Origin of the sequence: Rhizobacter sp. SG703, assembly GCF_012275445.1 — a bacterium.
Taxonomy (GTDB): Bacteria; Pseudomonadota; Gammaproteobacteria; order Burkholderiales; family Burkholderiaceae_C; genus Rhizobacter.
In genome coordinates this window covers 66,638-90,060 of the sequence record NZ_JAAZQK010000006.1, presented here as the reverse complement: position 1 = coordinate 90,060, position 23,423 = coordinate 66,638, and the positions used below count along the sequence as shown (strand labels likewise).

Below are 23,423 nucleotides of genomic sequence, written 5' to 3'. Positions count from 1 at the left end.
GCTCAAACCCGTTCGTAGACCGTCTTGCCGCGCAGGCGGAAGATGTCCTTGGAATCCGTGAAGTTCTCCGAATGGCCGACGAACAGCAGGCCGCCGGGCTTCATCACGCCGTGGATGCGTTCCAGCACGCGGCGCTGCGTCGGGCCGTCGAAATAGATCATCACATTGCGGCAGAACACGATGTCGAACGGGTCGCCAAGCGACCAGCGCGAGTCCATCAGGTTGTGCACGCGGAACTCGATCATGCGCGCCAGCTCCGGCTTCACGCGGATGAAGCCGCTGTTGTCGCCCTTGCCGCGCAGGAAGTGCGCGCGGTGGTGGTTGGCGGTCAGCCCGCGCGCATCGGCCGGGTACACGCCCCGGCTGGCGGTGGCGAGCACGTTGGTGTCGATGTCGCTCGCGACGATGCGCACCGCGCTGTGGCCGAGTGCCTCGGCACAGGTCATCGCGATCGAGTACGGCTCCTCGCCGGTGGAGGCGGCGTTGCACCAGACGCGCAACGACTGGCCGGCGCGTGCCTTCAGGTCGGCGCTCAGCGCATGGAAATGGTGTTCCTCGCGGAAGAACGAGGTCAGGTTGGTCGTCAGGCAGTTCACGAACTCCTGCCATTCGCGGTCGGCCGACGGGCCGCTGGCGGCCTCGAGCCATTGCAGGTAGCTCGCGAAGCTGCGCTGGCCGGTCTCGCGCAGCCGGCGCGACAGGCGGCTGTAGACCATGGCTTGCTTGCCCGCATGCAGGCTGATGCCGGCACGCTGGTAGATCAGCTGGCGCACGCGTTCGAAATCGGCATGGCCGAAGCTGAACTCCTGCTCGGACACGTTGCGCAACGCGGCGAGTTCGGCGGGGGACGCTGCACTCATGAAGTCTCCAGGCAATCGTTCGGATGTTGTTCGAGATGGGACAAGCGGATTCCGATGCGGACCACCTCCTCGCCTTATCGGTTGCCAGTCTGCGGACCTTGAGGTGCCCCCAAGGGTGGAGATGGGTGCGAATCACCGCATATTTCCCGAGGGCCGCGAAAATCGCCGCTGCTAGACTGAAACCACACAGATCCGGGTCCGACGTGTCCACATCTCCAGCAGTAACCCCAACGCCAGACCTGCCCGCAGCGCCCCAGCTGCGGCTCGCCGCGGCGTTGCAGCTGCTCGGCCAGTCGGGGCACGTGCTGCCCGACTTCGCGCAGGTCGGCCAGACGGTGTGGCTGCAGTCGGTGATCGACGCGCTGTGCGATCTTTCCAGCCGCGACGCGCTGACCGGTCTGTCGAACCGCCGCCAGTTCGAGCTGGCGATCGCCCGCGAGATCGACCGCGTCGCTCGGGCCGGCGAACCGGCGCTGGTGCTGATGGTCGACATCGATCGCTTCAAGATGGTCAACGACACCCACGGCCATGCGGCCGGCGACCTGGTGCTGAAGGCCGTGGCCGCGTCGCTGATGAGTTGCGTGCGGCCGATGGACACCGTGGCCCGCTTCGGCGGCGAAGAATTCGCGATCATCCTGCCCAACTGCCCGCCGACCTTCGGTCACATCGTGGCCGAGCGCATCCGCAGCAAGGTCGAAGGCACGCCGGTGACGGTGGCGCGGCGGCAATCGCTGTCGGTCACGATCAGCCTCGGCGGGGCCTTTGCGCCGCAATGGGTGCGGTCGTCGGCGACACTGTGGATCGAACGCGCCGACCAGCAGCTCTACCGCGCCAAGCGCGAAGGCCGCAACCGCGCCTGCCTCGAGCAGCCGCCGGTGTCGCTGGTGAGCGCCGAGGAAAAGGGCATGCTGTTCGGTACGTCGCAGTTCCAGGACATTGAATGAATGTTGAGTCAGCGATGAGCACCACAGAAACAGCCGCTGCTGCCGCACCGGTGCCGCCTCGGCACCGTGCTCGCACGCTGGCGGTGACCAGCGGCAAGGGCGGTGTCGGCAAGACCTTCGTGTCGGCCAACCTGGCGGCCGCGTTGGCGCGCCGCGGCGAACGCGTGCTGGTGCTCGATGCCGACCTGGGCCTGGCGAACCTCGACGTGGTGCTGAACCTGTTTCCGAAGATCACGCTGCACGACGTGTTCACCGGCAAGTCGAAGCTGGAAGACGCGATCCTGCCGGCGCCGGGCGGCTTCTCGGTGCTGCTCGCGGGTTCCGGCCTCGTCGAGTACTCGCGGCTGACCGCCGAGATCCGCGAGCAGCTGCTGAAGATCATCGAGACCGTGGCGCCGCGCTACGACCGCATCCTGCTCGACACCGGCGCCGGCATTTCCGACGTGGTGCTGTATGCCGTGTCGCTGGCCGACGACGTGCTGGTCGTCGCGACGCCCGAACCCACCTCGCTGACCGATGCCTACGCGACCATCAAGGTGCTCGCGACGCAGCAGCAGCGCACGAAGATCTCGCTGGTGGTGAACCAGGTCAACCGCAGCGGCGAAGGCCGCGTGATCCGCGGGCAGCTGCAGCAGGTGGTCGACAAGTTCGTCGCGCCGCAGCTGGCCGGGCCCGACCCGTCGCTGAAGCTCGAACTGCTGGGTGAGGTGCCGATCGATCCGTCGGTGCGCGAGGCGGTGCAGAAGCGGCAGTTGCTGCTCGAATCGCTGCCGGGCTGCGAAGCGGCCAAGGCCATCGTCGCGGTGGCCGCGAAGCTCGCCGCATCGTGAGCGAGTCCGCACCCGCTTCCAAGCCCGCCACGCCGTTCGAATGGGTCGGCGGCGAGGCCGTCGTGCGCTCGCTGGTCGACCGCTTCTACGACCTGATGGACCTCGAGCCCGGCTATGCCGCGCTGCGCGCCGCGCACGGTTCCAGCCTCGAGTCGGCGCGCGACAAGCTGTTCTGGTTCCTGTGCGGCTGGCTCGGCGGGCCGCAGCACTACGTGGAGCGCTTCGGGCACCCGATGCTGCGGGCGCGCCACCTGCCGTTCTCGATCGGCGTCCTGGAGCGCGACCAGTGGCTCGCCTGCATGCACCAGGCGATGCAGGAGACCGAGCTGGATCCGGCGTTGATCAAGCGCTTGCGCGAATCCTTCTTTCAGACGGCCGACTGGATGCGAAACAAGGGGGTGTAGACCACCCCTCGCCCGGTGGGTACACCGGGCTGTCCCCGCGGGGATGCGGGCCGGCTTGGGGCGGCCCGGCGCTCGGCCCGCCCCTGCGTTGCCGGCTCTTCGACTCAGCGAGCGTGGTTCACACGCACCGCGTTCAGGCCGTCCGACAGCGCCAGCTCGAAGCTGCCGCCGCCTGGCAGGTCGGCGCTCGACAGCGTGGCGCTGCCGCCGCGCAGGTCTTGCGCCAGGTTGCGGCGCTGCTCGGTGCCGACCCAGGTCACGGTCAGGTACGGGTGACGTGCCGCATCCCAGGTGAGCTTCAGCGAACCGCCGCTCTCCTGCACCTGGACCTGCGGCGTTGCGGCCTGTGCCCGTTCGGTGACGCTCGCGGCCTTGGCCTGCGAGTTCAGCAGCGTCTTGGCGCCTTGCAGCACGGTGATGCTCTGGATCGCGCCCGGGTTCGGGACCGTGAAGCCGAAGTGCTGCAGCGTGCTGTTGTGGTCCAGCGTACGCGGCGCGAACGGAATGTCCGTGGTGCCGCTGGCCGACACGATGCGCAGCGTGTACTCGCCGGCCTCGGGGGCTTCGGCACGGCCCACCAGCGACTTCACCGGGTTCAGCTCGGCGGTGCCGGCCGCGCCGATTTCGCCGCTGATCAGCAGCAGGTCCTGCGTGGCCGTCACCGCGGCGGCGGCCGCCTCGTTGACCATCGACTTGTCGGCCGGCGTCAGGTAGGTCTGCATCTTCCGGTAGTTGTAGTCGGAGAAGACCTGGCCACCGCAGTAGCTCATGATGTCGTGGCGATCGGTCGGGCGCGGATCGTAGAACGTGTTGCTGTCGGCCAGGTAAGGCCAGACGTAGCGGCCGGCCTTGCCGAGGTTGGCGTCCGGGTACGGGTAGGCCGGGTCCGGGCTGCCGGCGCCGCCGCAGGCCGCGTGGGGCAGCGAGAAGTTGTGGCCCATCTCGTGGGCCACCACGTCGCGCACGGTGGTCGGCTGGTCGGGCATGTCGAAGCCGACGCCGGAGTGGTGGCTGAGGTACGCCAGGCCGGCGAGGCCCCAGGTGCGCTTCGGAATGAAGCCGAAGTAGTGGTCGTGCTTGGCGGCGCCTTCCAGCGAATGCAGGTCGGCCACCTCGCCGAGGATCTTGCCGAATGCATCGCTCCAGCCGTCGTCGGTCGTCGGCAGCGTGGTCACGCGGCTCGACACGTAGGTCGGGTGCGACTGCACGGTGACCGACGAGACCGGGAACAGCGCCTGCAGGTGGGCGCCCTGGCTGGCCGGCAGCTTGCCGACGGTGCCGGCGATCTGGATCGCGATCGGCACGAACTTCATCGGCGTGCCGCCGCCGACGCGCGGCGTGATCGTCGTGCCGGCGCTGCTGCCGATCAGCGCGGTGAACTTGACGCCGGTCTTGACGAGGTCGGCCGGCACGGTGGCGGTGTACGAATCGGCGAAGCTGGGCACGGCCGGCACGTTGGCCGGCAGCGCGCCGGTGGGCGCGGTCAGCAGGATGTCGCGGGTGGCGCCGTTGGCGCTCGTCACGCGCAGCGTGCCGCTCGGCTTGGCGCCGCCGGTGGCGCCGCTGGTGACGTTGACCTTGACCAGCGCGGCCTTGCCCGAGACCAGCACCAGCGCGCTGTCGTCGCTGTTGAACAGCAGCGACTGCGCGACCTGGATGCCCGACACCGGCGAGGTGCCCGTCGGCGGGGTGACGGTCGGCGCGGTGACCTTCAGCGACGACGCGGCATCGTTGAAGCCCAGCGACACCAGGTTCGCGGTGTCGCCCGTCAGCGTGACCGAGTTGCCGCCGTAGTTGATGTGCTGGAACAGCTGGACCTTGTAGCCCGCCTTCACCTTCACCGACGAGACGCGGTCGTTCCAGGCCGAGCCGATCCAGGTCGAATCGGCGCCGGCGCAGAAGCTCGCGCCCTGGTAGTTGACGTGTTCGTAGAAGCAGATCGCGGAAGTGTCGACCGCGGCGGCCGTCGCGGCCTCGGCCTGCTGGTCGGCCGCCTGCGCGTCGGGGTTCTGCTGGTTGCCGCCGCCGCACGCGGCCAGCAGCACGACCACCGATGCCAGCGGCAGCAGCAGGCGATGGGTTGACGAATCGAATGCTCGGGATTGTCGGGACACGGTCTGACCTCCTTGTAGGGTGCGCCTATCGCGATCACGAATGCGCGTTGTGGTCAAAACCGTGCAAAGTTCATACCGATCGACATGCAACCATCGGTGAAACGGGCTTGACAGGTCGATTCTTGACAGCGCTTTCAGAAGTTTTGGAACGCCGTCCCCGTAAGCTGTCGAGGAGGGCGCCGGGGCCCTAGTCTTCTGCGAGGCAACCTGCCTCCCACGGGTTAGGGGGATGACGGGCCGCGTGGCATTTGTTGCCTTGCTTACGACCCGACGCGCATGCGACGAAGCGCGCCAGATCGTGACGCGGTATGACCTCAGCGCAGCGCGCGAAGCAGCACGATCACGGCACCATGGCCGCCTTCGTCGCCGCGCGCCTGCACGAAGGCGAGCACGTCGGCCTTCTGGATCAGCCAGCTGCGCACCTTGCCCTTCAGCACCGGTTCGCGGCCCGGCGAGCCGTTGCCCTTGCCGTGCACGACGCGCACGCAGCGCAGTCCGCTGTGCACCGCGTCATGGACAAAGGCGGTGAGCCGCTCGCGCGCGGCGTCGCGCCGCAGCCCGTGCAGGTCGACCTCGCCCTGGATGGCCCAGCCGCCGCGGCGCAGCTTGCGCAGCACGTCGATGCCGATCTCGGGGCGGCGATAGGACAGCTGGTCGTCGGTCTCGAGCAGCGTGACCGGGTCGAACTCGTCGGACAGCGACTCGCGCAGCGCGTTCTCTTCGTCGCGTTCGCGCTGCCGCGGTTCGGGCGAAGGCGGTGTCGGCCGCGCGTGGCGGCGGCCGCTGGGCGCCACCGGCTGCACGCGGCCGACACTGCTGGAGAACAGGTTCTTCTCGCGCAGCCTGCGGGCTTCTTCCTCGCGGGCACGGGCCTCGCGCTCGGTCGCTTCGCGCTGCGCGCGCTTCAGCGCCTCGCGGACGTCGGACAGGTCCTGCAGGCTGCGCAGGGTCACAGCAGGCCCCGCTCCACGAACGAGACGACCTCGGTGTCGCCAACCACCAGGTGGTCGAGCACGCGCACGTCGATCATCGCGAGCGCCGACTTCAGCGTCTGCGTCAGCGCCTCGTCGGAACGCGACGGCTGCGCCGAGCCCGACGGGTGGTTGTGCGCGAGGATCACCGCGGCGGCGTGCAGCTGCAGCGCGCGCTTCAACACCTCGCGCGGGTAGACGCTGGCCTGCGTCAGCGAGCCGCGGAACATCTCTTCCATCTGGATCAGCCGGTTCTGCGCGTCGAGGAACAGCACCGAGAACACCTCGTGGCCGCGCCCGCCGAACTGCAGCCGCAGGTAGTTCTTGACGTTGAGGATGTTGTCGAGCAGCGGCCGCTCGGCCATCTGCTGGCCGAGCGAGCGGCGGGCCAGCTCGAGCACCGCACTGACCAGCGCCCGCTTCGCGGGGCCGAGGCCCTTGATGCGCTGCAGCGCCCGCGGATCGGCCTGCAGCAGCCCGTTGAGCCCGCCGAAATCGTCGAGCAGCCGCTGCGCGAGGTTCAGCACCGAATCGCCCTTGACGCCGGTGCGCAGCAGCAGCGCGACCAGCTCGGCATCGGCCAGGGCCTGCGGGCCGCGGGCCAGCAGTTTTTCACGCGGGCGGGCGTCGGCGGGCAGGTCTTTGAGCAGCATGGGCATGATCCGGCGGCACAGCCGGGCGCCGCACCTAAAATTGAGTCCAGTCTACCGAACCAGGATTTGCCTTGACCCACGTTCAACAGGGATCGTTCCTGACGCTGCACTACCGGCTCGCCGGCCCCGATGGGGTCGACATCATCAACACATTCGCCGACAAGCCGGCCACGCTGTCGCTGGGCAGCGGCGAGTTGTCGCCGGCGATGGAATCGCGGTTGATGGGGCTGGCCGAAGGCACGCGGACCTCGTTCGACCTGCCCGCCGGCGAGGCCTTCGGCGAACGCAACCCCGAGATGCTGCAGCGCGTGAAGCTCGCGCTGCTGCACGAGCTGGGCGACCCCGACGAGCAATACCACCCGGGCGACGTGGTGCAGTTCCCGACGCCCGACGGCCAGGCCTCGTACGCCGGCGTCGTGCGCGAGGTGGGCAGCGACTGGCTGCTGTTCGACTTCAACCACCCGCTGGCCGGCCAGCCGGTGACCTTCGAAGTGCAACTGATCGGGGTGCTGTGATGACGCAGAACGACCTGACCACCCACACGCTGGACGAAGTGCTGCTGGCCGAGCCGCGCGGCTTCTGCGCTGGCGTCGACCGCGCGATCGAGATCGTCGAGCGTGCCCTCAAGAAGTTCGGCTCGCCGATCTACGTGCGCCACGAGATCGTGCACAACACCTATGTCGTCAACGACCTGAAGGCCAAGGGCGCGATCTTCATCGAAGAACTGGCCGACGTGCCGCCCGGCGCCACGCTGGTGTTCAGCGCGCACGGCGTGTCGCAGGCGGTGCGCCACGAAGCGGCGCAGCGCGGCTTCAGCGTGTTCGACGCGACCTGCCCGCTGGTCACCAAGGTGCACGTCGAGGTGGCCAAGCTGCACAAGGAAGGCTACGACTTCATCATGATCGGCCACAAGGGTCACCCCGAGGTCGAGGGCACGATGGGCCAGCTGAACGAAGGCATCTACCTGGTCGAGGATGTGGCCGATGTCGAGCGCGTGCAGGTGGCGCAGAGCGAGAAGCTCGCGGTGGTGACGCAGACCACGCTGTCGGTGGACGATGCGGCCGAGATCCTGCTGGCGGTGAAGAAGCGCTTTCCGCTGGTGCGCGAGCCGAAGCAGCAGGACATCTGCTACGCGACGCAGAACCGGCAGGATGCGATCAAGGTGCTTGCGCCGCAGGTCGACGTGCTGATCGTCGTCGGCAGCCCGACCAGCTCGAACAGCAACCGCCTGCGCGAACTCGGCGAGCGGCTCGGTGCCGACGCCTACATGGTCGACCAGCCGGAAGACCTGCAGCCGCAGTGGTTCGAGGGCAAGCGGCGCGTCGGGCTGACGGCCGGTGCGTCGGCGCCCGACATCCTGGTGCAGCAGGTGATCGAGCGGCTGCGCATGCTGGGCGCGGTGTCGGTGCGCAAGATGCCGGGCGTGGTCGAGACCACGCACTTTCCGCTGCCGAAGGGCCTGGGCGACAAGTCCATGGCCGACGTCTGATTTCACTTACCTAGAGAGACCCATGCTCGACATCACCCTGCTGCGCAAAGACCTGGCCAGCGTCGTCGCCTTGCTCGAGAAGCGCAAGTCGCCCCAACCGTACCTCGACGTCGCGCAGTTCCAGTCGCTCGAGAGCGAACGCAAGACGCTGCAGACCCGCACCGAAGAACTGCAAGCCAGGCGCAACAGCCTGTCGAAGCAGATCGGCATGCTGAAGGGCAAGGGCGAAGACACGTCGGCGCTGATGGCCGAGGTGGCCGGCCTGGCCGACGAGCTGAAGGCCTCGGGCGAGCGCCTGGAGGCGATCCAGGCGGAGCTGTCGGTGATGCTGATGAGCGTGCCCAACCTGCCGCATTCGAGCGTGCCGCCGGGCGCCGACGAATCGGCCAACCTCGAGGTGCGGCGCTGGGGCGTGCCGCGCAGCTTCGACTTCACGGTGAAGGACCACGTCGACGTGGGCGCGCCGCTGGGGCTCGATTTCGACACCGGCGCGAAGCTGTCGGGTTCGCGCTTCACGTTCCTGCGCGGGCCGATCGCGCGGCTGCACCGGGCGCTTGCGCAGTTCATGCTGGACGTGCAGACGCAGAAGCACGGCTACACCGAGTGCTACACGCCGTACATCGTCAACCGCGAGGTGCTCGAGGGCACCGGGCAGCTTCCGAAGTTCAAGGACGACATGTTCTGGGTGAGCCGCGGCGGCGACGAGACGCAGGCCGAGCAGTACCTGATCTCCACGTCGGAGATCTCGCTGACCAACAGCGTGCGCGAGCAGGTGCTGGCCGAGAGCGTGCTGCCGATCAAGCTGACGGCGCACAGCCCGTGCTTTCGGTCGGAGGCGGGCAGTGCCGGGCGCGACACGCGCGGCATGATCCGCCAGCACCAGTTCGACAAGGTCGAGATGGTGCAGATCACGCACCCCGAGAAGAGCTACGAGGCGCTCGAAGAGATGGTGGGCCACGCCGAGGCGGTGCTGAAGCTGCTGGACCTGCCGTACCGCGTGGTGGCGCTGTGCGGCGGCGACCTGGGCTTCGGCTCGACCAAGACCTACGACCTGGAGGTGTGGCTGCCGGCGCAGAACACCTACCGCGAGATCAGCTCGTGCTCGAACTGCGAAGCCTTCCAGGCGCGGCGCATGCCGGCGCGCTTCAAGAACGCGCAGGGCAAGAACGAGCTGGTGCACACGCTGAACGGCTCGGGCCTGGCGGTGGGCCGCACGCTGGTGGCAGTGCTGGAGAACCACCAGAACGCCGACGGATCCGTGACGATTCCGGAGGCTTTGCGGCCCTACCTGGGCGGGCAGTCGGTGCTGAAAGGCTGAGGGGAGGGCGAAAGCGCCCTTTTCCTGGGCTAGAATCCGCGACTCGGCTCAGAGACCCGCCGAAGCCCCAGTTTCAGGAGAGGTGGCAGAGTGGTCGAATGTACCTGACTCGAAATCAGGCGTACCGCAAGGTACCGTGGGTTCGAATCCCACCCTCTCCGCCATAGGTAAATCTCGACGAATCAGGCCGCCTTCGGGTGGCCTTTTTTGTCGGCAGTGTGCGGGGATTTTCTCCCGATCTTACCCACCGCTGCCTTGAGCGTTTCCGCCTGGTGGTGACTGTAGCGCGCGGTGCTGCGCGGGTCCTTGTGCCCCAGCACGCGGCCCACGGTGAACAGATCCACCCCAGCGTTCACCATCTCGCTGGCGGCGCTGTGGCGCAGGTCGTGGATGCGGATGTGCGGGAGCCCGGCCCGCACACGGGCGCGCTGGAAGCCGCGCTGCAGGGTGCTCTCGGGCGCCTCCAGAGGGAGCATCGCCAGGATTCCCAGCCGCTCGAGCTTCGGGTGCGCCGGCACGACACGCCGCTCGCCGTTCTTCGTGTCCTCCAGCACCAGGGCGCCGGCGTCGAAGACGACGCGCCGCAGCTCACCGAAGCGCATTCCGGTGTAGAAGGCGGCCAGCATCATCGCGCGCACGTCCCGTCTATCGGCGGCGCGCAGCAGGCGTCCGAGCTCGGCTCGGCCGGCGTAGACGTGGCGCTCGTTGCGCACCGCCGGCAGGATCATCCTGGTGGTGGGATCGTTCTCGCAGATGCCGTGCTTCTTCCATGCCCAGCGGCAGGCCGCCTTGAGCAGCGCCAGGCGGTTGTGTACGGTAGCGTCGGACAGTGTGACGCCATCCCGGACGCCTTGTCGCGTGGCGTTGACCACCGCGGCCACCTCCGCCAGCTGGGACAACGTCTTCTCCTCGTAGGCCCACGCGATCGCCGCCAGGTTCTCGCGGGCTGACTGGATGCTCTTGAGCTGAGCCTTGTCCTGGAGGTAGTGCAGTACCGCGGAATCGATCAGCGCGTCGGCGCGCTCGATACCAGTGCCAACGGCGTAGAGGCGCGCGCTTTCTTTCCGGTCGAAGGCATCGGCCTGGGCTTGACTCCAGCCTTTCGGAAGTAGGCGGCTAGTTCGCTGCCGGCGACCTTCAATGACGCGGTCGAACTCGTAGCGCCAGCGCTTGTTTCTCGTGTCCCAGCGGATCGGCATGATTGTCGGTAGGCCTCCACATCCTCGGGGGCGAAGCGTACCGCACGCTGAATTCGATAGCCCGGCAGGCTCCCGTTGGCGTGCAGGTCGTAGACCATCCGAACGGAGACGCCAAGCGCTGCAGCGACCTCCTTTGCGGTCAGCATTTCTTAACTCCAAACTCGCCATGCATGGTCGTGACAGCGGTCTGATATGCGACGTCCGCGGCGGTGAGCATCGTCACCATTGGTTTCTCCAGTAGGCGTCGTCGACCGGCAGCAGTTTGCGCACGCGCAGTTCGTGCGTAAGCAGCCGGTACTGGTCGGTCAACCCAGCGGGCCGTGGCTTGGCGCAACGATTGGCGCCATCGTCGGAGCCGGACGGTCAAACATTCGATACCTGGGTGTGCCGGTCGACTCAGCCAGCGTCGCGTCTCTGCAGCGGCAGTACAGCGCCAGCAACCTCGCCGGCTCGTATGCGGTCGGAGCAAACATCGGCTCAATCACCGCCTCCTTTGCGCGCGGCGAGGAGGGTTGGCTTGTGTCCAACATCCCATATTCAGGCGCGAATGCCTCCACCCAAAATCTGCAGTGGACTCTTCCGGCTGGCATGGTGATTTCCGCCTCCGGCACCGGGTATTCGGGACTGAACAACTACCTCGGCGCGGCTAGTGGTCAAGCATTGATTGCTGTCCGCTACTACTGCACCTCCGACGGCAGCGCGAGCCTGTCCCTTCTGAATCAGGCTGGCAACACGCTGACGGTCAACAACCAAGCCTACATCGGCATCGAAAGGAAGTGGTAATGCTGAAGATAACCGTCACGAAGGAGGAGGGCGCAGAGGAGTATCGCGCCACCGCGATCGATGTCGCGAACCTCATGAAGGCCGACCCCGGCGATCCAGATAGCCCGATGGTTCCGACGCCGATGGGGTCATGGAACCTGCGCCGCGGTAGCCGGGCAGAGGCCGTCTTCGCCGCCTATGCCCAGCACGGCCAGCACTACGACATCCACCCGGAGGACGTGACCTATGAGGGGTGCGAGGAGCCGACGCGCGGCGGCGCCACAACGCAAGACACCGGCGGCGGCACGAAGCCCACGATCCCGAAGTGAAGCACCCCGGCGTGGCGTTCGGTCTGCTCGTGTTCGGCCTGGCCTGCAGCTACGGCTGGTATTGGGCCTCACCGGACATGGCGGCCGACGTGCAGAACATCCTCGCGGCGGCGTTCATCTTCGGACTGCTCGCGCTGTTCGGGCTCGTGTTCGACAGCGCCGAGATCTGGCTTGTGACGGCGCTGCTGGGCCTGCTGAAGGCGAGCGTCATCGCCTGCAATACCTGGTACGTAATTGCGCCCTGGCCTGTCATGCCTGGCGCGCCGCTGTGCTCAACGCGGCTTGACCTCCCACTCTGGATCGTCGGGCTGGTGCTGGGCATGGTGCTCGCCGCGTACCTGCTCTGGAAACATCAAGGGGGACACGATGGCTGAAGCCACGACAACCGCGGCGGTCTGCGTCGCAACCGGGGCCGTCGTCGCCCCGTTCTGCGCGGCGTTCGGGTTCGACCCGATGCTGCTGATGGGCGGAATGGTCGGCGGCGTCGCCGGCTGCGTGATCGTGCGCACGCTGCTGCCGACGAAGGATGACGCCTCGATTCGGCAGCTGGTGCTGGTGGCCATCGGCAGCACGCTGCTGAGCACGATCGGCACCCTGCTGATGGCGCCGTGGGTCGTGCGCACCTTCGCCCTTGCCGAGGTGCCGCCAGGCGCCGTGCGGCTCGCCGTCGGTGCGTTCCTCGGCGGCTTCGCCCAACCCATCGCCGGCCTGCTGCAGAAATGGCTGCTGGCCCGATTCGATCCGTCGTCAACGAAGGAGTCCGGCAATGCCTGACGTCATCAACGCGCTGATCTGCGCGGCAATCCTCGTGTGCACCGTCCCCGCGGCATTCGCGATGCCTCATCGCGGGATGTGGCTGGCCAGGCTCACCGTGTGGGCGATCGTCGCGTGGTGTGTCTGGTGGGTCACAGGACCCATGTTCGACTGGTCGAGCGCGAACGTCCTGGTGCTTCTGGTGAATCTGCTGCTGCTGGCGGTGCTGCTGGGGCGCCGGCACCAGATCATGGGGTTGCTGCGGAGGGCTGCGCGATGAAGACTTCCCCCGAGGGTCGCCGCGTCCTGGAGTACTTCGAGGGCCGCGAGAACGCCGCCTATCCGGATCCGGCGACCGGCGGAGATCCCTGGACCATCGGCGTCGGCCACACGGGGCCGGAGGTGTTCAAAGGGTTGGTGTGGATGGACGATCTCATCGACGAGGTGCTGTCGTCCGACCTCGCGAAGTTCGAGCAGCAGGTGGGGCAACTCATCAACGGGCATCCCGCGACACAAGGGCAGTTCGATGCGCTGACGCTTTTCGCCTTCAACGTGGGCGCCGACATCGACGCGGACAAGATCGCGGAAGGCCTGGGCGACAGCACGCTGCTGCGCAAGTTCCTGGCCGGCGACATGGCCGGCGCCGCCGCCGAGTTCGCGAAGTGGGACAAGGCAGCCGGCAAGTCGATGAAGGGACTGCGCCGGCGGCGCGCCGCTGAGCGCGAGCTGTTCAACGGCGCCACGGCTGCGACGGCGATCCGCGTCGCGCAGATAACCGAATGAATCCCTGGGCGCTCCTCAGCATCGTCCTGGCGGTCGGCGCGCTGACCGGCGCCGCCTACGTGCGCGGCCGGCACGATGGCGAGAACGCGGAGATCGCCAGCCGGCAGCGCGTCGAGGACGTGCGTGTCGCGGCCACCGAGGCGGCAGCCAGCGCCGTGGCGTCAGGCCTGGCCCGGATGAAGGTCACCAACACCACAATCCACCAGACGCTCGAGAAGGAAGTCCGTGAGAACACCGTCTACCGCGATTGCCGCTCTGGCCCTGACGCTGTGCGGCTGCTCAACTCCACCTCGGGCATTGCCCCAGCCGCTTCCGCCGATGGTGGAGATCAGCTGCCCCCTACTGGCGCCTCTCGCTGACGATTCCTTCGGCAGTTGGGTGCTGTTCGCGCAGCGGGCGGCTGCGCAATATGGGGAATGCCGATCCGCCGCACTCGGCAGGTAGGGCTCAGAACAGCCAGGATTCGTAGGGCCGCAGGATGGCGAAACGAGCGGACAGCAGGACCGCTGCATAGGCCACGAACACGGCGACGGTCAGGTATCGGCGCCGAGCAAGTGCCGATGACGCCAGCACGTACAGCGCCGGGCCGAAGAAGAACGACACCCGGCGCAGCAGGTCGAACCCGCTGAACACGCACACGAGCGCGAACCCCAGCGCGTAGATCCGCACCCAGAAAAACTCGGCGTCGGTCTCCTTTGGGATCATGACCGACAGCATCAGCAGGAAGTACTGCAGGGCGATGACCACCGTTGGCGACACCTCCGAATCCGTCTCGCGGCCGATGTAGGGCAGCAGGCGCAGCGGCGCCAAGCCAAGGTCCGCGAGGCCGCCGACCAGCCCGTCGAAACCACCGATCAGCACCAGCGCGAACAGGATCGTCGAGATCACCACGATCTGCTTTCGCGTCTTGACGAATCGCAGCCACGCCTTGCTCGCGAGGACGATGATGCCGGTGTAGTGCATGCAGGTCGCTGCGAGCGCGAGTGCAACGTGCTTCCAGGTCTTGCCGAAGTAGAGAGCCGTCAGGCTCGCAAGCCCGAATGCCACGGCCAGGCCGAAGCGCAGCTGCGTGAACTCGCGCAGGTAGAACCCGTCTCCGATGTACATCAGCAGGGCGATCGCCGGATACCTGGTCACACGGATCAGACACGCGAAGTAGACCGCGATCGCGATGGCGCTGCAGGCCAGGAACACGGCCACGTCCGGCGCCACCGCCTTCACGATCGACACCAGCACCACGAAGACCGGCTCCATGTAGATCTCGGTGATCGCGTTCCCGAGCGCGTCAAGGCCGGCCGTCAGTGGGGGCACCTGGTCAAAGTAGTCCAGGTAGGTGAGCCAGTCGTTGTCCGTCTCCGATCGCGCGCCGGCGAACAGGGCGCAGCCGGCAGCTACCAGCCCGACGAGCAGCAGCATGTCCTTTCGGACGAAAATCCGTGAGATCGAAGTCAGGCCCAAGAGGGCCACGAAGGGGATGGCGTAGATCCACATGGCGGAGAGGCGGGGAAGGCAGCTACTGTAGCGCGCCAGTCTTGTGCGGGGATTTCCTCCCAACTCGGCGCTTTTAACGCGCATTTCGCGTCCGGCGCGCTGGCAACTCGCCTATGAGCGACGTGCGCGCTCCGCACTCGAAATCAGGCGTACCGCAAGGTACCGTGAGTTCGAATCCCACCCTCTCCGCCAAAAGACAAAAGCCCCGACCGGATGGTTCGGGGCTTTTTGTTCTGGGGCGCTGGTTCGCAGGTGCTCCCACCCGCTCAGGGATAGTGCTGCGCGTCGGCCGGCGGAACGACCCAGCTGTGCATCCGCTCCTCATAGACCGATACGCTGGGCGGAGGGAAGTCCGGATCAGCGAACGCACCGACCGGAATCGCGAGGTACGTCTCCAAGCCCTCGAGCTCGTAGCAGACCGTCGACCCGCAGCGCGGGCAGAAGTGAAACGTCACGTGCGAGCCTTCGTCTCCCACGCGCACGTATTCGCAGGACTCACCGGACAGCGAGACATGCTCGCGATGAAACCGGGCCTGCTGCCCGAACACGCTGCCGGTTCGGCGCTGGCAGGCCAGGCAGTGGCAAATCGAGACGCGAACCGGATCGCCATCGACCTGGGCGGTGAGCTGGCCGCAACTGCAAGAAGCGAGACGGTTTGTCATGGCGGCCTTTCAGGCACCCTTCAGATGGTGCGTGTCGTTCGACGATTCGAGAACCCACTTGGTGGTGTTCATCGGCAGGTTCCAGCGGGTGATGGAGGCGTAGTCCGCAGCAGGGTAGGCGCGGCGGAAGGCGGCATCGCCATAGCCGAAGAAGTACTGGAACGCCACCTGCATCACGCCGCCATGAACCACGAGCACCACGGTCTGCCCGACGTGCTTTTTCACGATGGCATGCAGTGCCGACTGCACGCGCGCGCTGAACTCGATGGCGGTTTCGCAGCCCTCGACGAAGCGATGGAACAGCCGGTCCCGGTCATTCAAGCCTTGCCATGTCGCCGCGAAATCGGCCTCGTCCATGTGCCCGTCGCCGCTTCGCCATTCCTCCAGGTTCCCTTCCAGCACGGCAGGCAGGCCAAGCGCAGGAGTCAACAAGGCGGCAGTTTGCCGAGCCCGCGGCAGCGTGCTGGCGTAGAGCGCGTCGGCCTTGATTTCCTCGCTCAGGCGAAGCCGGTCGGCCAGCGCTTGTGCCTGCAACTTCCCCTCGTCTGAAAGGCCGAGGTCGACGCGCGGGCCTGCGCCGCCGACCTGACCTTCGTTGTAGGCCGCATGGCGAATCAGAACGATGGAAGTCATGTCGATCGCGAGGAAAGCTCAGGCCTCGGGTGCATGGCACACCGCTTCGATGTTGTGTCCGTCGGGCCCGATGACGAAGGCGGCATAGTAGGTCGCGCTGTACTTCGGACGCAGCCCGGGCGGACCATTGTCTCTGCCACCCGCCGCCAGCCCCGCGCGATAGAAGGCGTCGACTTGCTGGCGGGTCTCGGCGACGAACGCCAGGTGAAGGTGCGCCGGCTTTTCCGCAGTCTGGAAGATGCACAGCGACGTGCTGTTGCCTTTGGCGCAGAGCTCGACGCCGTAGGCCGGCGAGCCCTCCGAGACAACGGCGACGCCGAGCGGTTCGAGCGCCTTGACGAAAAACGCCTTGCTCGCGGCGTAGTCGCTGGCTCCGAACTTGACGTGGTCAAACATGAGGTCTCCTGTGGTGTGGGTGACGCCTTCGACCCTGCATTAAACCCGACGGACGGGACAAGGACCGGTGATCCCGAAATGGGACATCCAGTTGCCGACGACCGCAGTTTCGGAGAAGCGCCGCCAAGCCGCAGCCGCTACAAATACGGATCCCAAGCAACAGGAGATCCCATGTGCCACGGCATCGAACTCACCGGCTCGCGCACCGAGCCTGCTCCCCGGTGGACCCTCTGGGTTCGCCAGTCCCACCGCTGGCTGTCGATGGCCTTCACGCTGACGGTCGTCGCCAACTTCGTCGTGCGAGCGCGAGGCGAGCCACCGGCCTGGGTGACCTATTCGCCGCTGCCGCCGCTCTTCCTGCTGCTGTTCAGCGGCCTTTGCATGTTCGCGTTGCCGTATGCCAAGCGGTGGCGCCGCACCGGCGCCCCCCGAGCCTCCGCCTAGTCGTCCAGGCTGCCCATCGTCAGGTTCACGGTGGTGCCCGTCATGCCGCTGGCCCGGTCCGAAGCCACCAGCGCTGCCATGTCCGCCACCTCCCGCAGCGCCATCACGCGCCGCGGGTGCGTCATGCCCGCAAGGTAGCCGTTGAACTGCTCCCAGCTCAGGCCCATCGTCGGCCCCTTGATCTCGAAGAGCTCGCGCATCGTCTTCGTCTCCGGCAGGCCATGCGGCCGCAGGTTGACGACCCGGATGCCATGCGGTGCGAGTTCGGCGGAAAGGTCGCGCGTCAGCGCCTCCTTGGCCGCAGTGGCCGAGCCGTAGCCGCCGTTCAGCCGCGTGCCGCTGCGCGCGGTCAGCGCGGTGACGGTCATGATCACCCCCGATTTGTTGCGGATCATCTGCCGTGCGGCCAGCCGCGCCGTGAGGAAGTACGAGCGCGTGTAGCCCGCGATCGGCAGCGAGAACCGATCGACGTCCAGTTCGACCAGTGGCACGCCGAAGATCTTCGGGTCGGAGATGCCGATCGCGTTGAACGAGATGTCGACCCGGCCCGTTCGCTCGACCAGCGCTTGCAGGTGGGCCTGCACCGCCTGTTCGTCCAGCGCGTCGACCGTTGCCACCTCGGCGCGTCCGCCCGCGGCGACGATGTCCCCGGCCACGGCCTCGAGAGGCGCCTTGGCTCGTCCGGTGAGGGCGACGGTCGCGCCTTCGGCGGCGAAGGCGCGTGCGACAGCGCCGCCGATGGCTCCGGCGGCGCCATAGATCACGGCCACCTTGTCTTGCAGAATCATGGTCGGTTCCTTTCGGTGTTTCGATGAATGGAGTGCGACGGCCCTTACGCATCGGCGCCGTCGTCGGGATAGACACCGCTGTGCCGACGAACTGGGCGCACGCCGACCGCCCAGTCCGTGCCGCCCGCGGTGTCCATGTCGACAAGGAGATGCGATTCCATGACCACGGACCTGATTTCAAGGGCGCGGGCCGGCGATGCCGACGCGTTCCGCGCGTTGACCGAGCCGCACCGGAGCGAGCTGCAGGTGCACTGCTACCGCATGCTGGGTTCGCTGCAAGACGCCGAAGACGCATTGCAAGACACGCTGCTCGGGGCCTGGCAGGGCCTGCCGGGGTTCGAAGAGCGCGCCTCGATGCGCACCTGGCTGTACCGCATCGCGACGAACCGCTGCCTCAACGCGCTGCGCACCGCCAAGCGGCGGCCCGCGCTGGAGTGGAACGTGCCCGGCGTCGAGCCGCCGGAGCCGACGCAGCTCGGCGAGGTCGCTTGGCTCGAGCCCTATCCCGACGAGATGCTCGACGCGGCGATCACCGTGCCGGTCGGCCCGGAGGCGCGCTACGAGCAGGCGCAGTCCATCTCGCTGGCGTTCGTCGCGGCGCTGCAGGTCTTGCCGCCGCGCCAGCTCGCGGTGTTGATCTTGCGCGACGTGCTCGGCTTCCGGGCGAATGAGGTGGCCGTCATGCTGGAGTCGACGGTCGAATCGGCCAACAGCGCCCTCAAGCGGGCGCGTGCCGGCCTTCAGCGGCGTTGGGCACCGGATGCGCATCGCCGGGAGCCTGCGGTGGACGTTTCACGTGCCGAAGCCGCCATCGTCGCGAAGTTCGCCGATGCCTATGGGGCCGGCGATCTGGACGCGCTGGTGGCGCTGCTGACCGACGACGTCTTCATGTCGATGCCGCCGATGCCGCTGGAATACCGCGGCCGCGAGATCGTGGCGCGCTTCTTCTTGCTGATCTTCCGCGCGAATCGCCGGTTCGCGCTCGTGCACACCCGGGCCAACGGCCAGCCGGCCTTCGGCGCCTACCTGCGCACGCCGACGGGTCCGTTTCCCGGCGTGGGGTTCGTGGTGCTCACGCTCGAGGGGGATCGCATCAGCGCGATGAGCCGGTTCGACAGCAGCGTGCTGCCGTGGTTCGGGCTGCCGATGTCGTTGTGCGTCGATCCCGCTGGCAATCGGTGTTGATCGACGAACGGCATGATGGCCCATCATTGACGTCCGAACTTCGCACCGCTCGACAGGAGACTGCCATGACCTCACACCACTCCACCGGCCCGTTCGACGTGACGCTCGCGCCGCAGCCGCTGAGCGACGTGGCCGCGCCTGCGGGCCTCGGCCGCATGTCGCTCGACAAGCGTTTCCACGGCGAACTGCAGGCCACGAGCCAGGGCGAGATGCTGTCGTGGCGCGACGCGGCCAAGACCTCGGGCGGCTATGTCGCGCTGGAACTCGTGCGCGGCACGCTCGCCGGACGCGAAGGCAGCTTCGTGCTGCAGCACAGCTCGACGATGGCCGCCGGCGCGCCGCAGCAGTCCATCACCGTCGTGCCGGGTTCCGGCACCGGCGCGCTTGCCGGGCTCTCGGGGCGCATGGAGGTGGTGATCGGCGAGGGCGGCGCGCACTCGTATCGCTTTGACTGGGCCTTGCCCGGCTGAGCGTTGCGTTGATCGCTTCTGTCGTCAACGAACACCGCCTGCTGCACATGGCGACGATCGGCGTCGTCGTCGCCGAATCATGGTTCGGCGTCGAAGGCCCGTTGACCCGGCCCGCTGCCACCCGCATGTAAGGTCTGGCGGTGCCGATGCGACCGAGCACGACACGATCCTCCAGGAGCATCACGATGGCCTCCACCTCCCGTTCCCCCCGCCGCCGCCTGCTCGCCGCGGCCGCCTTGCTGGTCGGCACCGGCGCAGTGATGACGCTTTCCGCGATGGCCGATGGCATGGGCAGCAAGGCGCGCGTGGTCCCGGCGTTCGCCACCGGCGCCACGGCGCAGCCCAGCCCCATCGCCACTACCGACACCGCCGTCTTCGCCGGCGGCTGCTTCTGGGGCGTGCAGGCCGTCTTCCAGCACGTCAAGGGCGTCAGCAATGCGGTCTCCGGCTACGCGGGCGGCGAGGCCACGACGGCCGTCTACGAATCCGTCGGCAGCGGTTCCACCGGCCATGCCGAAGCGGTGCAGGTCAGCTTCGACCCCAGGCAGGTCAGCTATGCACAGCTGCTGCAGATCTACTTCTCGGTCGCGCACGACCCCACGCAGCTCAACCGCCAGGGACCCGACACCGGCACGCAGTACCGCTCGGCGATCTTCCCGGCCAGCGACGACCAGGCGCGCACTGCGCGCGCCTATGTCGAGCAGCTCGACAAGGCCCACGTCTTCAAGTCGCCGATTGCCACGCGCATCGAAACCGGCCGCCGCTTCTTCCCGGCCGAGGCCTATCACCAGGATTACCTCGTCCGCAACCCGCGGCAGCCGTACATCGTCTTCAACGACCTGCCCAAGCTCGATGACCTGAAGCGCCTGTTCCCGCAGGCCTGGCGGGCCGAACCGGTGTTGGTCAACGCGAAGACCGCCGCCGGCTGATCCTGTCCAGGAAAAAAAGCCAGCGGCTGGAGGGCCGCTGGCGGATCAAGGTTGGCAGTGGCAACTGCTGCGCCCATCATACTGTATAAAAAACCAGCTCCGCTGCGATCATCCCAGGTCGCACGCCGACCATTCACAGATCTTTACCCCCCAGCCAAGCCCGCTTCACCCCCGCCCGCGACCATTCATTCCATCGACCCGCCTCCCGGGTTCTGTTGGAGAAAGACGATGAGCGACGTGAGCACTTTCGATGCGCTGCCGCACGACAAACCGCGCGGCATCAAGCGCCTGCTGGGCGGCATGCTGCTGGCGGTGGCCGGCACGCTGGCCCTCTCGGCCTGGGCCCAGAACGATCCCCCCGCCCCTGGTTTCGGTCACGGCCCCCGCATGCACCAGTCCGGCATGGGCGGCCCCGGCATGTTCATGGGCCGGCCCGAGCAACTGAACCGCATGGTCGACCACATGCTGGACGGTGTCGGCGCCAGCGACGCGCAGCGCGCACAGATCAAGCAGATCGTCCAGGCCGCGGCCGCCGACCTGAAGACCCAGCACGAAGCCGCCAGGGGGCTGCACGACAAGGGCCTGCAGCTGCTGGCCGCGCCGACCATCGACACTGCCGCCGTCGAATCGCTGCGCCAGCAGGCCGAAGCCCAGCACGACCAGGCCAGCCGCCGCGTCACGCAAGGCCTGATCGACGTGGCCAAGGTGCTGACGCCCGAGCAGCGGACCAAGCTGGCCCAGCGCATGAAGATGCGCGAAGACCAGATGCGCGACCGCATGCAGCGTGCGCAGCGCGACAAGCCCTCGCAGCCCCCGAAGTGATTCGCCGGGCCTGACGGACCGCAAGTTGTGATCTCATTGCGACCTGCCACTTCCAGTGGCCCGCGGCCCGGTGCCGCGGGCCCTTCGGCCTTGGAGGCTGACCGACCCATGACATCCCGCGTGTTGCTGATCGATGACGATGCCCGCCTGTCCGCGATGGTGGGCGACTACCTGCGCGGTTCCGGCTTCGAGGTGGAAACCGCCGGCTCGCTGGCCGCCGGCCGCGAACGGCTGGCCGGTGCCGGCTACGACGCGCTGGTGCTCGACCTGATGCTGCCCGACGGCGACGGGCTCGACCTGTGCCGCGAACTGCGCGCCAACCCGCGCACCCGCCAGTTGCCGCTGCTGATGCTGACCGCGCGCGGCGAGCCGATGGACCGCATCGTCGGCCTCGAACTCGGTGCCGACGACTACCTGCCCAAGCCCTTCGAGCCGCGCGAGCTGCTCGCGCGCGTGAAGGCGCTGCTGCGCCGCGCGACCCCGCCGACCTCGCCCGACGAGGTGCTGCGCTTCGGTCGCCTCGAGATCGACCTCGGCGAACGCGTCGCGCGCCTGGGCGGCGTGGCCTGCGACCTCACGAGCCACCAATTCGACCTGCTGGTCGTGCTGGCGCAGAGCTCGGGCCGCGTGCTGTCGCGCGACCAGATCATGGACCTGCTGAAGGGCCATCCGCTCGAAGCCTTCGACCGCTCGATCGACGTGCACATCTCGCGCATCCGCGCGGTGATCGAAGACGACCCGAAGAACCCGCGCCGCGTGCTCACCGTGCGGGGCGCCGGCTACGTGTTCGCGAAGAAGCAGGACGGGGAGGGTGCCGACTGATGTGCCCACCGATGGCGCCGACGGGCTGCGGGCGCTGAAACCGCGATGCGCACGCTGACCCTTCGGATCTACCTCACCGTCGTGGCGGTGCTGCTGCTGTTCGCCTCCGGTTCGGCCTGGCTGTTCCAGCGCCACATGGAAGACGAGCGCATCCGTGCCGACAACGTGCTGTCCGAGCGCATGGCGGCCTGGGGCGACCTGATCCAGCGCTCGCTGCCGGGCGCCGAATCGCCGCACGAGGACCAGGCCCAGGCGCTGCGCGAATGGTCGCAGCGGCTGCGGCTGCCGCTCGCGCTCGACGATCCGAACGGCGACCGCATCTCGGCGTCCGATTCGTTCGTGCTGCGCCAAGGCGAAGGCCAGACGCGCAGCTTCCAGATCCACCTCGAAGACGGCCGCACGCTGTGGGTGCTGCGGCCTGGCCTGCGGCGGCCGCCGCCTGACGGCCGCGGCGAGTTCGGCCCGTTGCCGCCGAACCTGCCGTTCGTGCCGCCCAGCTGGCAGCGCGGCGTCGGCACCATCGTCGTGCTGGTGCTGCTGTTCATCGCGGTGGCCGCCGGCGCCTGGCCAGTCGTGCGGCGGCTCACGCGGCGCCTGCAGGCGCTGAAGCGCGGTGTCGAGCAGTTCGGTGCCGGTGAGCTGCACCACCGCGTCGAGGTGTCGGGGCGCGACGAGGTGGCCGCGGTGGCCGCCAGTTTCAACCTCGCGGCCGAGCGCATCGAGGCGCTGGTGCGCTCGCACCAGTCTCTGCTCGCGAACGCCAGCCACGAGCTGCGCTCGCCGCTCGCACGGCTGCGCATGGCGGTGTCGATGATGGAAGACGCAACGCCCGAGCAGCGCCATCGGCTGCGCCGCGAGATCGACACCAATGTCGGCGAGCTCGATGCGCTGGTCGAAGAGGTGCTGCTCGCGAGCCGCCTCGACGCACTGCAGCACGTCGACCACCACGAGCCGGTCGAGCTGCTGGCGCTGGCGGCCGAGGAAGGCTCGCGCGTCGGTGCCGATGCCGATGGCAGCACCGCCACGGTGAAGGGCGACGAGCGGCTGATCCGCCGCGCGCTGCGCAACCTGCTCGAGAACGCCCGCCGCTACGGCGGTGGCGACATCACGATCGAGGTGCGCAACGGGTCCGGCCGCGCGCTGGTGCAGGTCTGCGACCGTGGGCCGGGCGTGCCCGAAACCTTGCGCGAGCGAATCTTCGAGCCGTTCTACCGGTTGCCCGGCCATGCCGAGCAGGCGGGCGGTGTCGGGCTGGGGCTGAGCCTGGTCAAGCAGATCGCCGAACGGCATGGCGGCAGCGTGCGCTGCGAGTCGCGCGACGGTGGCGGCAGCTGTTTCGAGCTGAGCCTGCCGCTGGCCTGATCAGGCGACG

General features: G+C 67.8%; 31 protein-coding genes, 1 tRNA gene and 1 pseudogene. 22 read left to right on the top strand and 11 right to left on the bottom strand.

Translation table 11 applies throughout. The features are described from left to right. Window positions 1-2 precede the first annotated feature (2 nt). Entirely contained in the window at window positions 3-860 is an 858-nt protein-coding gene (locus tag FHT26_RS13625) for a CheR family methyltransferase (RefSeq protein WP_168560676.1), read from the bottom strand. A gap of 203 nt (window positions 861-1,063) precedes the next feature. Here FHT26_RS13625 and FHT26_RS13620 point away from each other — a divergent pair, with 203 nt between their 5' ends. The 3 genes from FHT26_RS13620 to FHT26_RS13610 are packed head-to-tail and all read left to right on the top strand — an operon-like array spanning window position 1,064 to window position 3,038. Further along, window positions 1,064-1,804: a GGDEF domain-containing protein gene (locus FHT26_RS13620; protein WP_349238144.1), complete on the top strand. Its 741-nt coding sequence runs from the start codon at window positions 1,064-1,066 to the stop codon at window positions 1,802-1,804. 14 nt (window positions 1,805-1,818) lie between these two features. Then, window positions 1,819-2,634, top strand: coding sequence for a MinD/ParA family protein (locus FHT26_RS13615; RefSeq protein WP_246867886.1), 816 nt, complete (start codon window positions 1,819-1,821; stop codon window positions 2,632-2,634). Continuing rightward, window positions 2,631-3,038, top strand: coding sequence for a group II truncated hemoglobin (locus FHT26_RS13610; protein WP_490362788.1), 408 nt, complete (start codon window positions 2,631-2,633; stop codon window positions 3,036-3,038). Before FHT26_RS13615 ends, FHT26_RS13610 begins: the two co-directional genes overlap by 4 nt. A gap of 104 nt (window positions 3,039-3,142) precedes the next feature. Here FHT26_RS13610 and FHT26_RS29520 read toward each other — a convergent pair whose 3' ends face one another. The 3 genes from FHT26_RS29520 to radC all read right to left on the bottom strand — a co-directional run bounded on the left by FHT26_RS29520 (window position 3,143) and on the right by radC (window position 6,776). Then, entirely contained in the window at window positions 3,143-5,152 is a 2,010-nt protein-coding gene (locus tag FHT26_RS29520) for a peptidase inhibitor family I36 protein (protein WP_210427392.1), read from the bottom strand. Window positions 5,153-5,466: 314 nt separating this feature from the next. Continuing rightward, complete coding sequence (locus tag FHT26_RS13600) at window positions 5,467-6,105, bottom strand: Smr/MutS family protein (RefSeq protein WP_168560674.1); 639 nt, start codon at window positions 6,103-6,105, stop codon at window positions 5,467-5,469. Beyond that, complete coding sequence (gene radC / locus FHT26_RS13595; protein ID WP_168560673.1) at window positions 6,102-6,776, bottom strand: RadC family protein; 675 nt, start codon at window positions 6,774-6,776, stop codon at window positions 6,102-6,104. The genes FHT26_RS13600 and radC overlap by 4 nt, the downstream gene beginning before the upstream one ends. Before the next feature lie 71 nt (window positions 6,777-6,847). On the opposite strand from radC, the gene FHT26_RS13590 reads away from it, so the two are divergent. The 4 genes from FHT26_RS13590 to FHT26_RS13575 all read left to right on the top strand — a co-directional run bounded on the left by FHT26_RS13590 (window position 6,848) and on the right by FHT26_RS13575 (window position 9,747). Continuing rightward, complete coding sequence (locus FHT26_RS13590; protein ID WP_056807628.1) at window positions 6,848-7,291, top strand: FKBP-type peptidyl-prolyl cis-trans isomerase; 444 nt, start codon at window positions 6,848-6,850, stop codon at window positions 7,289-7,291. Next, window positions 7,291-8,265 (top strand): 4-hydroxy-3-methylbut-2-enyl diphosphate reductase, encoded by a 975-nt coding sequence (gene ispH, locus FHT26_RS13585; protein WP_168560672.1) that lies wholly within the window; start codon window positions 7,291-7,293, stop codon window positions 8,263-8,265. The genes FHT26_RS13590 and ispH overlap by 1 nt, the downstream gene beginning before the upstream one ends. A gap of 22 nt (window positions 8,266-8,287) precedes the next feature. Continuing rightward, the gene (gene serS / locus FHT26_RS13580; protein ID WP_168560671.1) at window positions 8,288-9,583 is read left to right on the top strand and encodes a serine--tRNA ligase; all 1,296 of its coding nucleotides are present in this window, start codon (window positions 8,288-8,290) and stop codon (window positions 9,581-9,583) included. A gap of 76 nt (window positions 9,584-9,659) precedes the next feature. Next, a tRNA-Ser gene (locus FHT26_RS13575) sits at window positions 9,660-9,747 on the top strand. Window positions 9,748-9,765: 18 nt separating this feature from the next. Here FHT26_RS13575 and FHT26_RS13570 read toward each other — a convergent pair. Together FHT26_RS13570 and FHT26_RS30610 are read right to left on the bottom strand one after the other, a co-directional pair. Further along, window positions 9,766-10,782 (bottom strand): tyrosine-type recombinase/integrase, encoded by a 1,017-nt coding sequence (locus tag FHT26_RS13570; RefSeq protein WP_246867884.1) that lies wholly within the window; start codon window positions 10,780-10,782, stop codon window positions 9,766-9,768. A gap of 20 nt (window positions 10,783-10,802) precedes the next feature. After that, window positions 10,803-10,928: pseudogene (locus FHT26_RS30610) on the bottom strand (helix-turn-helix domain-containing protein); the annotation flags it as partial. Between the two features lie 79 nt (window positions 10,929-11,007). On the opposite strand from FHT26_RS30610, the gene FHT26_RS13560 reads away from it, so the two are divergent. From FHT26_RS13560 to FHT26_RS13530, 7 genes are read left to right on the top strand one after another with little or no spacing between them, the layout of a single operon-like run. Beyond that, the gene (locus FHT26_RS13560; protein WP_168560668.1) at window positions 11,008-11,565 is read left to right on the top strand and encodes a hypothetical protein; all 558 of its coding nucleotides are present in this window, start codon (window positions 11,008-11,010) and stop codon (window positions 11,563-11,565) included. Then, window positions 11,565-11,873 (top strand): hypothetical protein, encoded by a 309-nt coding sequence (locus FHT26_RS13555; RefSeq protein WP_168560667.1) that lies wholly within the window; start codon window positions 11,565-11,567, stop codon window positions 11,871-11,873. Before FHT26_RS13560 ends, FHT26_RS13555 begins: the two co-directional genes overlap by 1 nt. Beyond that, window positions 11,870-12,247 carry a hypothetical protein gene (locus FHT26_RS13550; RefSeq protein ID WP_168560666.1) on the top strand — a complete coding sequence of 126 codons (378 nt, stop codon included), beginning with the start codon at window positions 11,870-11,872 and terminating at the stop codon, window positions 12,245-12,247. Before FHT26_RS13555 ends, FHT26_RS13550 begins: the two co-directional genes overlap by 4 nt. Next, window positions 12,240-12,647, top strand: a complete 408-nt coding sequence (locus tag FHT26_RS13545; protein ID WP_168560665.1) for a hypothetical protein — start codon at window positions 12,240-12,242, stop codon at window positions 12,645-12,647. The genes FHT26_RS13550 and FHT26_RS13545 overlap by 8 nt, the downstream gene beginning before the upstream one ends. Next, window positions 12,640-12,906 (top strand): hypothetical protein, encoded by a 267-nt coding sequence (locus FHT26_RS13540; protein ID WP_168560664.1) that lies wholly within the window; start codon window positions 12,640-12,642, stop codon window positions 12,904-12,906. The genes FHT26_RS13545 and FHT26_RS13540 overlap by 8 nt, the downstream gene beginning before the upstream one ends. Further along, window positions 12,903-13,409: a lysozyme gene (locus FHT26_RS13535; RefSeq protein WP_168560663.1), complete on the top strand. Its 507-nt coding sequence runs from the start codon at window positions 12,903-12,905 to the stop codon at window positions 13,407-13,409. The genes FHT26_RS13540 and FHT26_RS13535 overlap by 4 nt, the downstream gene beginning before the upstream one ends. Beyond that, window positions 13,406-13,768: a hypothetical protein gene (locus FHT26_RS13530; RefSeq protein WP_168560662.1), complete on the top strand. Its 363-nt coding sequence runs from the start codon at window positions 13,406-13,408 to the stop codon at window positions 13,766-13,768. Before FHT26_RS13535 ends, FHT26_RS13530 begins: the two co-directional genes overlap by 4 nt. 88 nt (window positions 13,769-13,856) lie before the next feature. Here FHT26_RS13530 and FHT26_RS13525 read toward each other — a convergent pair whose 3' ends face one another. The 4 genes from FHT26_RS13525 to FHT26_RS13510 all read right to left on the bottom strand — a co-directional run bounded on the left by FHT26_RS13525 (window position 13,857) and on the right by FHT26_RS13510 (window position 16,591). After that, window positions 13,857-14,900 carry an EpsG family protein gene (locus FHT26_RS13525; protein WP_168560661.1) on the bottom strand — a complete coding sequence of 348 codons (1,044 nt, stop codon included), beginning with the start codon at window positions 14,898-14,900 and terminating at the stop codon, window positions 13,857-13,859. A 266-nt stretch (window positions 14,901-15,166) separates the two neighbouring features. Next, window positions 15,167-15,562 (bottom strand): GFA family protein, encoded by a 396-nt coding sequence (locus tag FHT26_RS13520; RefSeq protein WP_168560660.1) that lies wholly within the window; start codon window positions 15,560-15,562, stop codon window positions 15,167-15,169. Window positions 15,563-15,571: 9 nt separating this feature from the next. Further along, window positions 15,572-16,195 carry a histidine phosphatase family protein gene (locus FHT26_RS13515; protein WP_168560659.1) on the bottom strand — a complete coding sequence of 208 codons (624 nt, stop codon included), beginning with the start codon at window positions 16,193-16,195 and terminating at the stop codon, window positions 15,572-15,574. 18 nt (window positions 16,196-16,213) lie between these two features. After that, complete coding sequence (locus FHT26_RS13510; protein ID WP_168560658.1) at window positions 16,214-16,591, bottom strand: VOC family protein; 378 nt, start codon at window positions 16,589-16,591, stop codon at window positions 16,214-16,216. Between the two features lie 261 nt (window positions 16,592-16,852). On the opposite strand from FHT26_RS13510, the gene FHT26_RS13505 reads away from it, so the two are divergent. After that, entirely contained in the window at window positions 16,853-17,035 is a 183-nt protein-coding gene (locus tag FHT26_RS13505) for a hypothetical protein (RefSeq protein ID WP_210427413.1), read from the top strand. Here FHT26_RS13505 and FHT26_RS13500 read toward each other — a convergent pair. Next, window positions 17,032-17,823, bottom strand: coding sequence for an SDR family NAD(P)-dependent oxidoreductase (locus FHT26_RS13500; protein ID WP_168560656.1), 792 nt, complete (start codon window positions 17,821-17,823; stop codon window positions 17,032-17,034). The two genes, FHT26_RS13505 and FHT26_RS13500, sit on opposite strands and share 4 nt — an antisense overlap. A 117-nt stretch (window positions 17,824-17,940) precedes the next feature. On the opposite strand from FHT26_RS13500, the gene FHT26_RS13495 reads away from it, so the two are divergent. The 7 genes from FHT26_RS13495 to FHT26_RS13470 all read left to right on the top strand — a co-directional run bounded on the left by FHT26_RS13495 (window position 17,941) and on the right by FHT26_RS13470 (window position 23,413). Further along, on the top strand, window positions 17,941-19,008 hold the full coding sequence (locus tag FHT26_RS13495) for an RNA polymerase subunit sigma-70 (protein WP_210427391.1): 1,068 nt from the start codon (window positions 17,941-17,943) through the stop codon (window positions 19,006-19,008). A gap of 65 nt (window positions 19,009-19,073) precedes the next feature. Further along, window positions 19,074-19,478: a DUF3224 domain-containing protein gene (locus FHT26_RS13490; RefSeq protein WP_168560655.1), complete on the top strand. Its 405-nt coding sequence runs from the start codon at window positions 19,074-19,076 to the stop codon at window positions 19,476-19,478. A gap of 8 nt (window positions 19,479-19,486) precedes the next feature. Beyond that, window positions 19,487-19,609, top strand: a complete 123-nt coding sequence (locus FHT26_RS30350; RefSeq protein WP_282597170.1) for a hypothetical protein — start codon at window positions 19,487-19,489, stop codon at window positions 19,607-19,609. A gap of 54 nt (window positions 19,610-19,663) precedes the next feature. After that, window positions 19,664-20,407, top strand: coding sequence for a peptide-methionine (S)-S-oxide reductase MsrA (gene msrA / locus FHT26_RS13485; protein WP_168560654.1), 744 nt, complete (start codon window positions 19,664-19,666; stop codon window positions 20,405-20,407). Between the two features lie 228 nt (window positions 20,408-20,635). Further along, entirely contained in the window at window positions 20,636-21,229 is a 594-nt protein-coding gene (locus FHT26_RS13480) for a Spy/CpxP family protein refolding chaperone (protein ID WP_168560653.1), read from the top strand. Between the two features lie 108 nt (window positions 21,230-21,337). Next, window positions 21,338-22,051 carry a response regulator gene (locus tag FHT26_RS13475; protein WP_168560652.1) on the top strand — a complete coding sequence of 238 codons (714 nt, stop codon included), beginning with the start codon at window positions 21,338-21,340 and terminating at the stop codon, window positions 22,049-22,051. Between the two features lie 45 nt (window positions 22,052-22,096). Beyond that, complete coding sequence (locus tag FHT26_RS13470) at window positions 22,097-23,413, top strand: sensor histidine kinase (protein ID WP_168560651.1); 1,317 nt, start codon at window positions 22,097-22,099, stop codon at window positions 23,411-23,413. Window positions 23,414-23,423 lie beyond the last annotated feature (10 nt).

Excerpts from the sequence above, each read along its gene's own strand:
- FHT26_RS13625 (WP_168560676.1), bottom strand. The coding sequence starts at position 860 with ATGAGTGCAGCGTCCCCCGCCGAACTCGCCGCGTTGCGCAACGTGTCC.
- FHT26_RS13615 (WP_246867886.1), top strand. The coding sequence starts at position 1,819 with ATGAGCACCACAGAAACAGCCGCTGCTGCCGCACCGGTGCCGCCTCGG.
- radC (WP_168560673.1), bottom strand. The coding sequence starts at position 6,776 with ATGCTGCTCAAAGACCTGCCCGCCGACGCCCGCCCGCGTGAAAAACTG.
- ispH (WP_168560672.1), top strand. The coding sequence starts at position 7,291 with ATGACGCAGAACGACCTGACCACCCACACGCTGGACGAAGTGCTGCTG.
- serS (WP_168560671.1), top strand. The coding sequence starts at position 8,288 with ATGCTCGACATCACCCTGCTGCGCAAAGACCTGGCCAGCGTCGTCGCC.
- FHT26_RS13570 (WP_246867884.1), bottom strand. The coding sequence starts at position 10,782 with ATGCCGATCCGCTGGGACACGAGAAACAAGCGCTGGCGCTACGAGTTC.
- FHT26_RS13555 (WP_168560667.1), top strand. The coding sequence starts at position 11,565 with ATGCTGAAGATAACCGTCACGAAGGAGGAGGGCGCAGAGGAGTATCGC.
- FHT26_RS13545 (WP_168560665.1), top strand. The coding sequence starts at position 12,240 with ATGGCTGAAGCCACGACAACCGCGGCGGTCTGCGTCGCAACCGGGGCC.
- FHT26_RS13540 (WP_168560664.1), top strand. The coding sequence starts at position 12,640 with ATGCCTGACGTCATCAACGCGCTGATCTGCGCGGCAATCCTCGTGTGC.
- FHT26_RS13535 (WP_168560663.1), top strand. The coding sequence starts at position 12,903 with ATGAAGACTTCCCCCGAGGGTCGCCGCGTCCTGGAGTACTTCGAGGGC.
- FHT26_RS13530 (WP_168560662.1), top strand. The coding sequence starts at position 13,406 with ATGAATCCCTGGGCGCTCCTCAGCATCGTCCTGGCGGTCGGCGCGCTG.
- FHT26_RS13525 (WP_168560661.1), bottom strand. The coding sequence starts at position 14,900 with ATGTGGATCTACGCCATCCCCTTCGTGGCCCTCTTGGGCCTGACTTCG.
- FHT26_RS13520 (WP_168560660.1), bottom strand. The coding sequence starts at position 15,562 with ATGACAAACCGTCTCGCTTCTTGCAGTTGCGGCCAGCTCACCGCCCAG.
- FHT26_RS13515 (WP_168560659.1), bottom strand. The coding sequence starts at position 16,195 with ATGACTTCCATCGTTCTGATTCGCCATGCGGCCTACAACGAAGGTCAG.
- FHT26_RS13510 (WP_168560658.1), bottom strand. The coding sequence starts at position 16,591 with ATGTTTGACCACGTCAAGTTCGGAGCCAGCGACTACGCCGCGAGCAAG.
- FHT26_RS13505 (WP_210427413.1), top strand. The coding sequence starts at position 16,853 with ATGGCCTTCACGCTGACGGTCGTCGCCAACTTCGTCGTGCGAGCGCGA.
- FHT26_RS13500 (WP_168560656.1), bottom strand. The coding sequence starts at position 17,823 with ATGATTCTGCAAGACAAGGTGGCCGTGATCTATGGCGCCGCCGGAGCC.
- FHT26_RS13490 (WP_168560655.1), top strand. The coding sequence starts at position 19,074 with ATGACCTCACACCACTCCACCGGCCCGTTCGACGTGACGCTCGCGCCG.
- msrA (WP_168560654.1), top strand. The coding sequence starts at position 19,664 with ATGGCCTCCACCTCCCGTTCCCCCCGCCGCCGCCTGCTCGCCGCGGCC.
- FHT26_RS13480 (WP_168560653.1), top strand. The coding sequence starts at position 20,636 with ATGAGCGACGTGAGCACTTTCGATGCGCTGCCGCACGACAAACCGCGC.
- FHT26_RS13475 (WP_168560652.1), top strand. The coding sequence starts at position 21,338 with ATGACATCCCGCGTGTTGCTGATCGATGACGATGCCCGCCTGTCCGCG.
- FHT26_RS13470 (WP_168560651.1), top strand. The coding sequence starts at position 22,097 with ATGCGCACGCTGACCCTTCGGATCTACCTCACCGTCGTGGCGGTGCTG.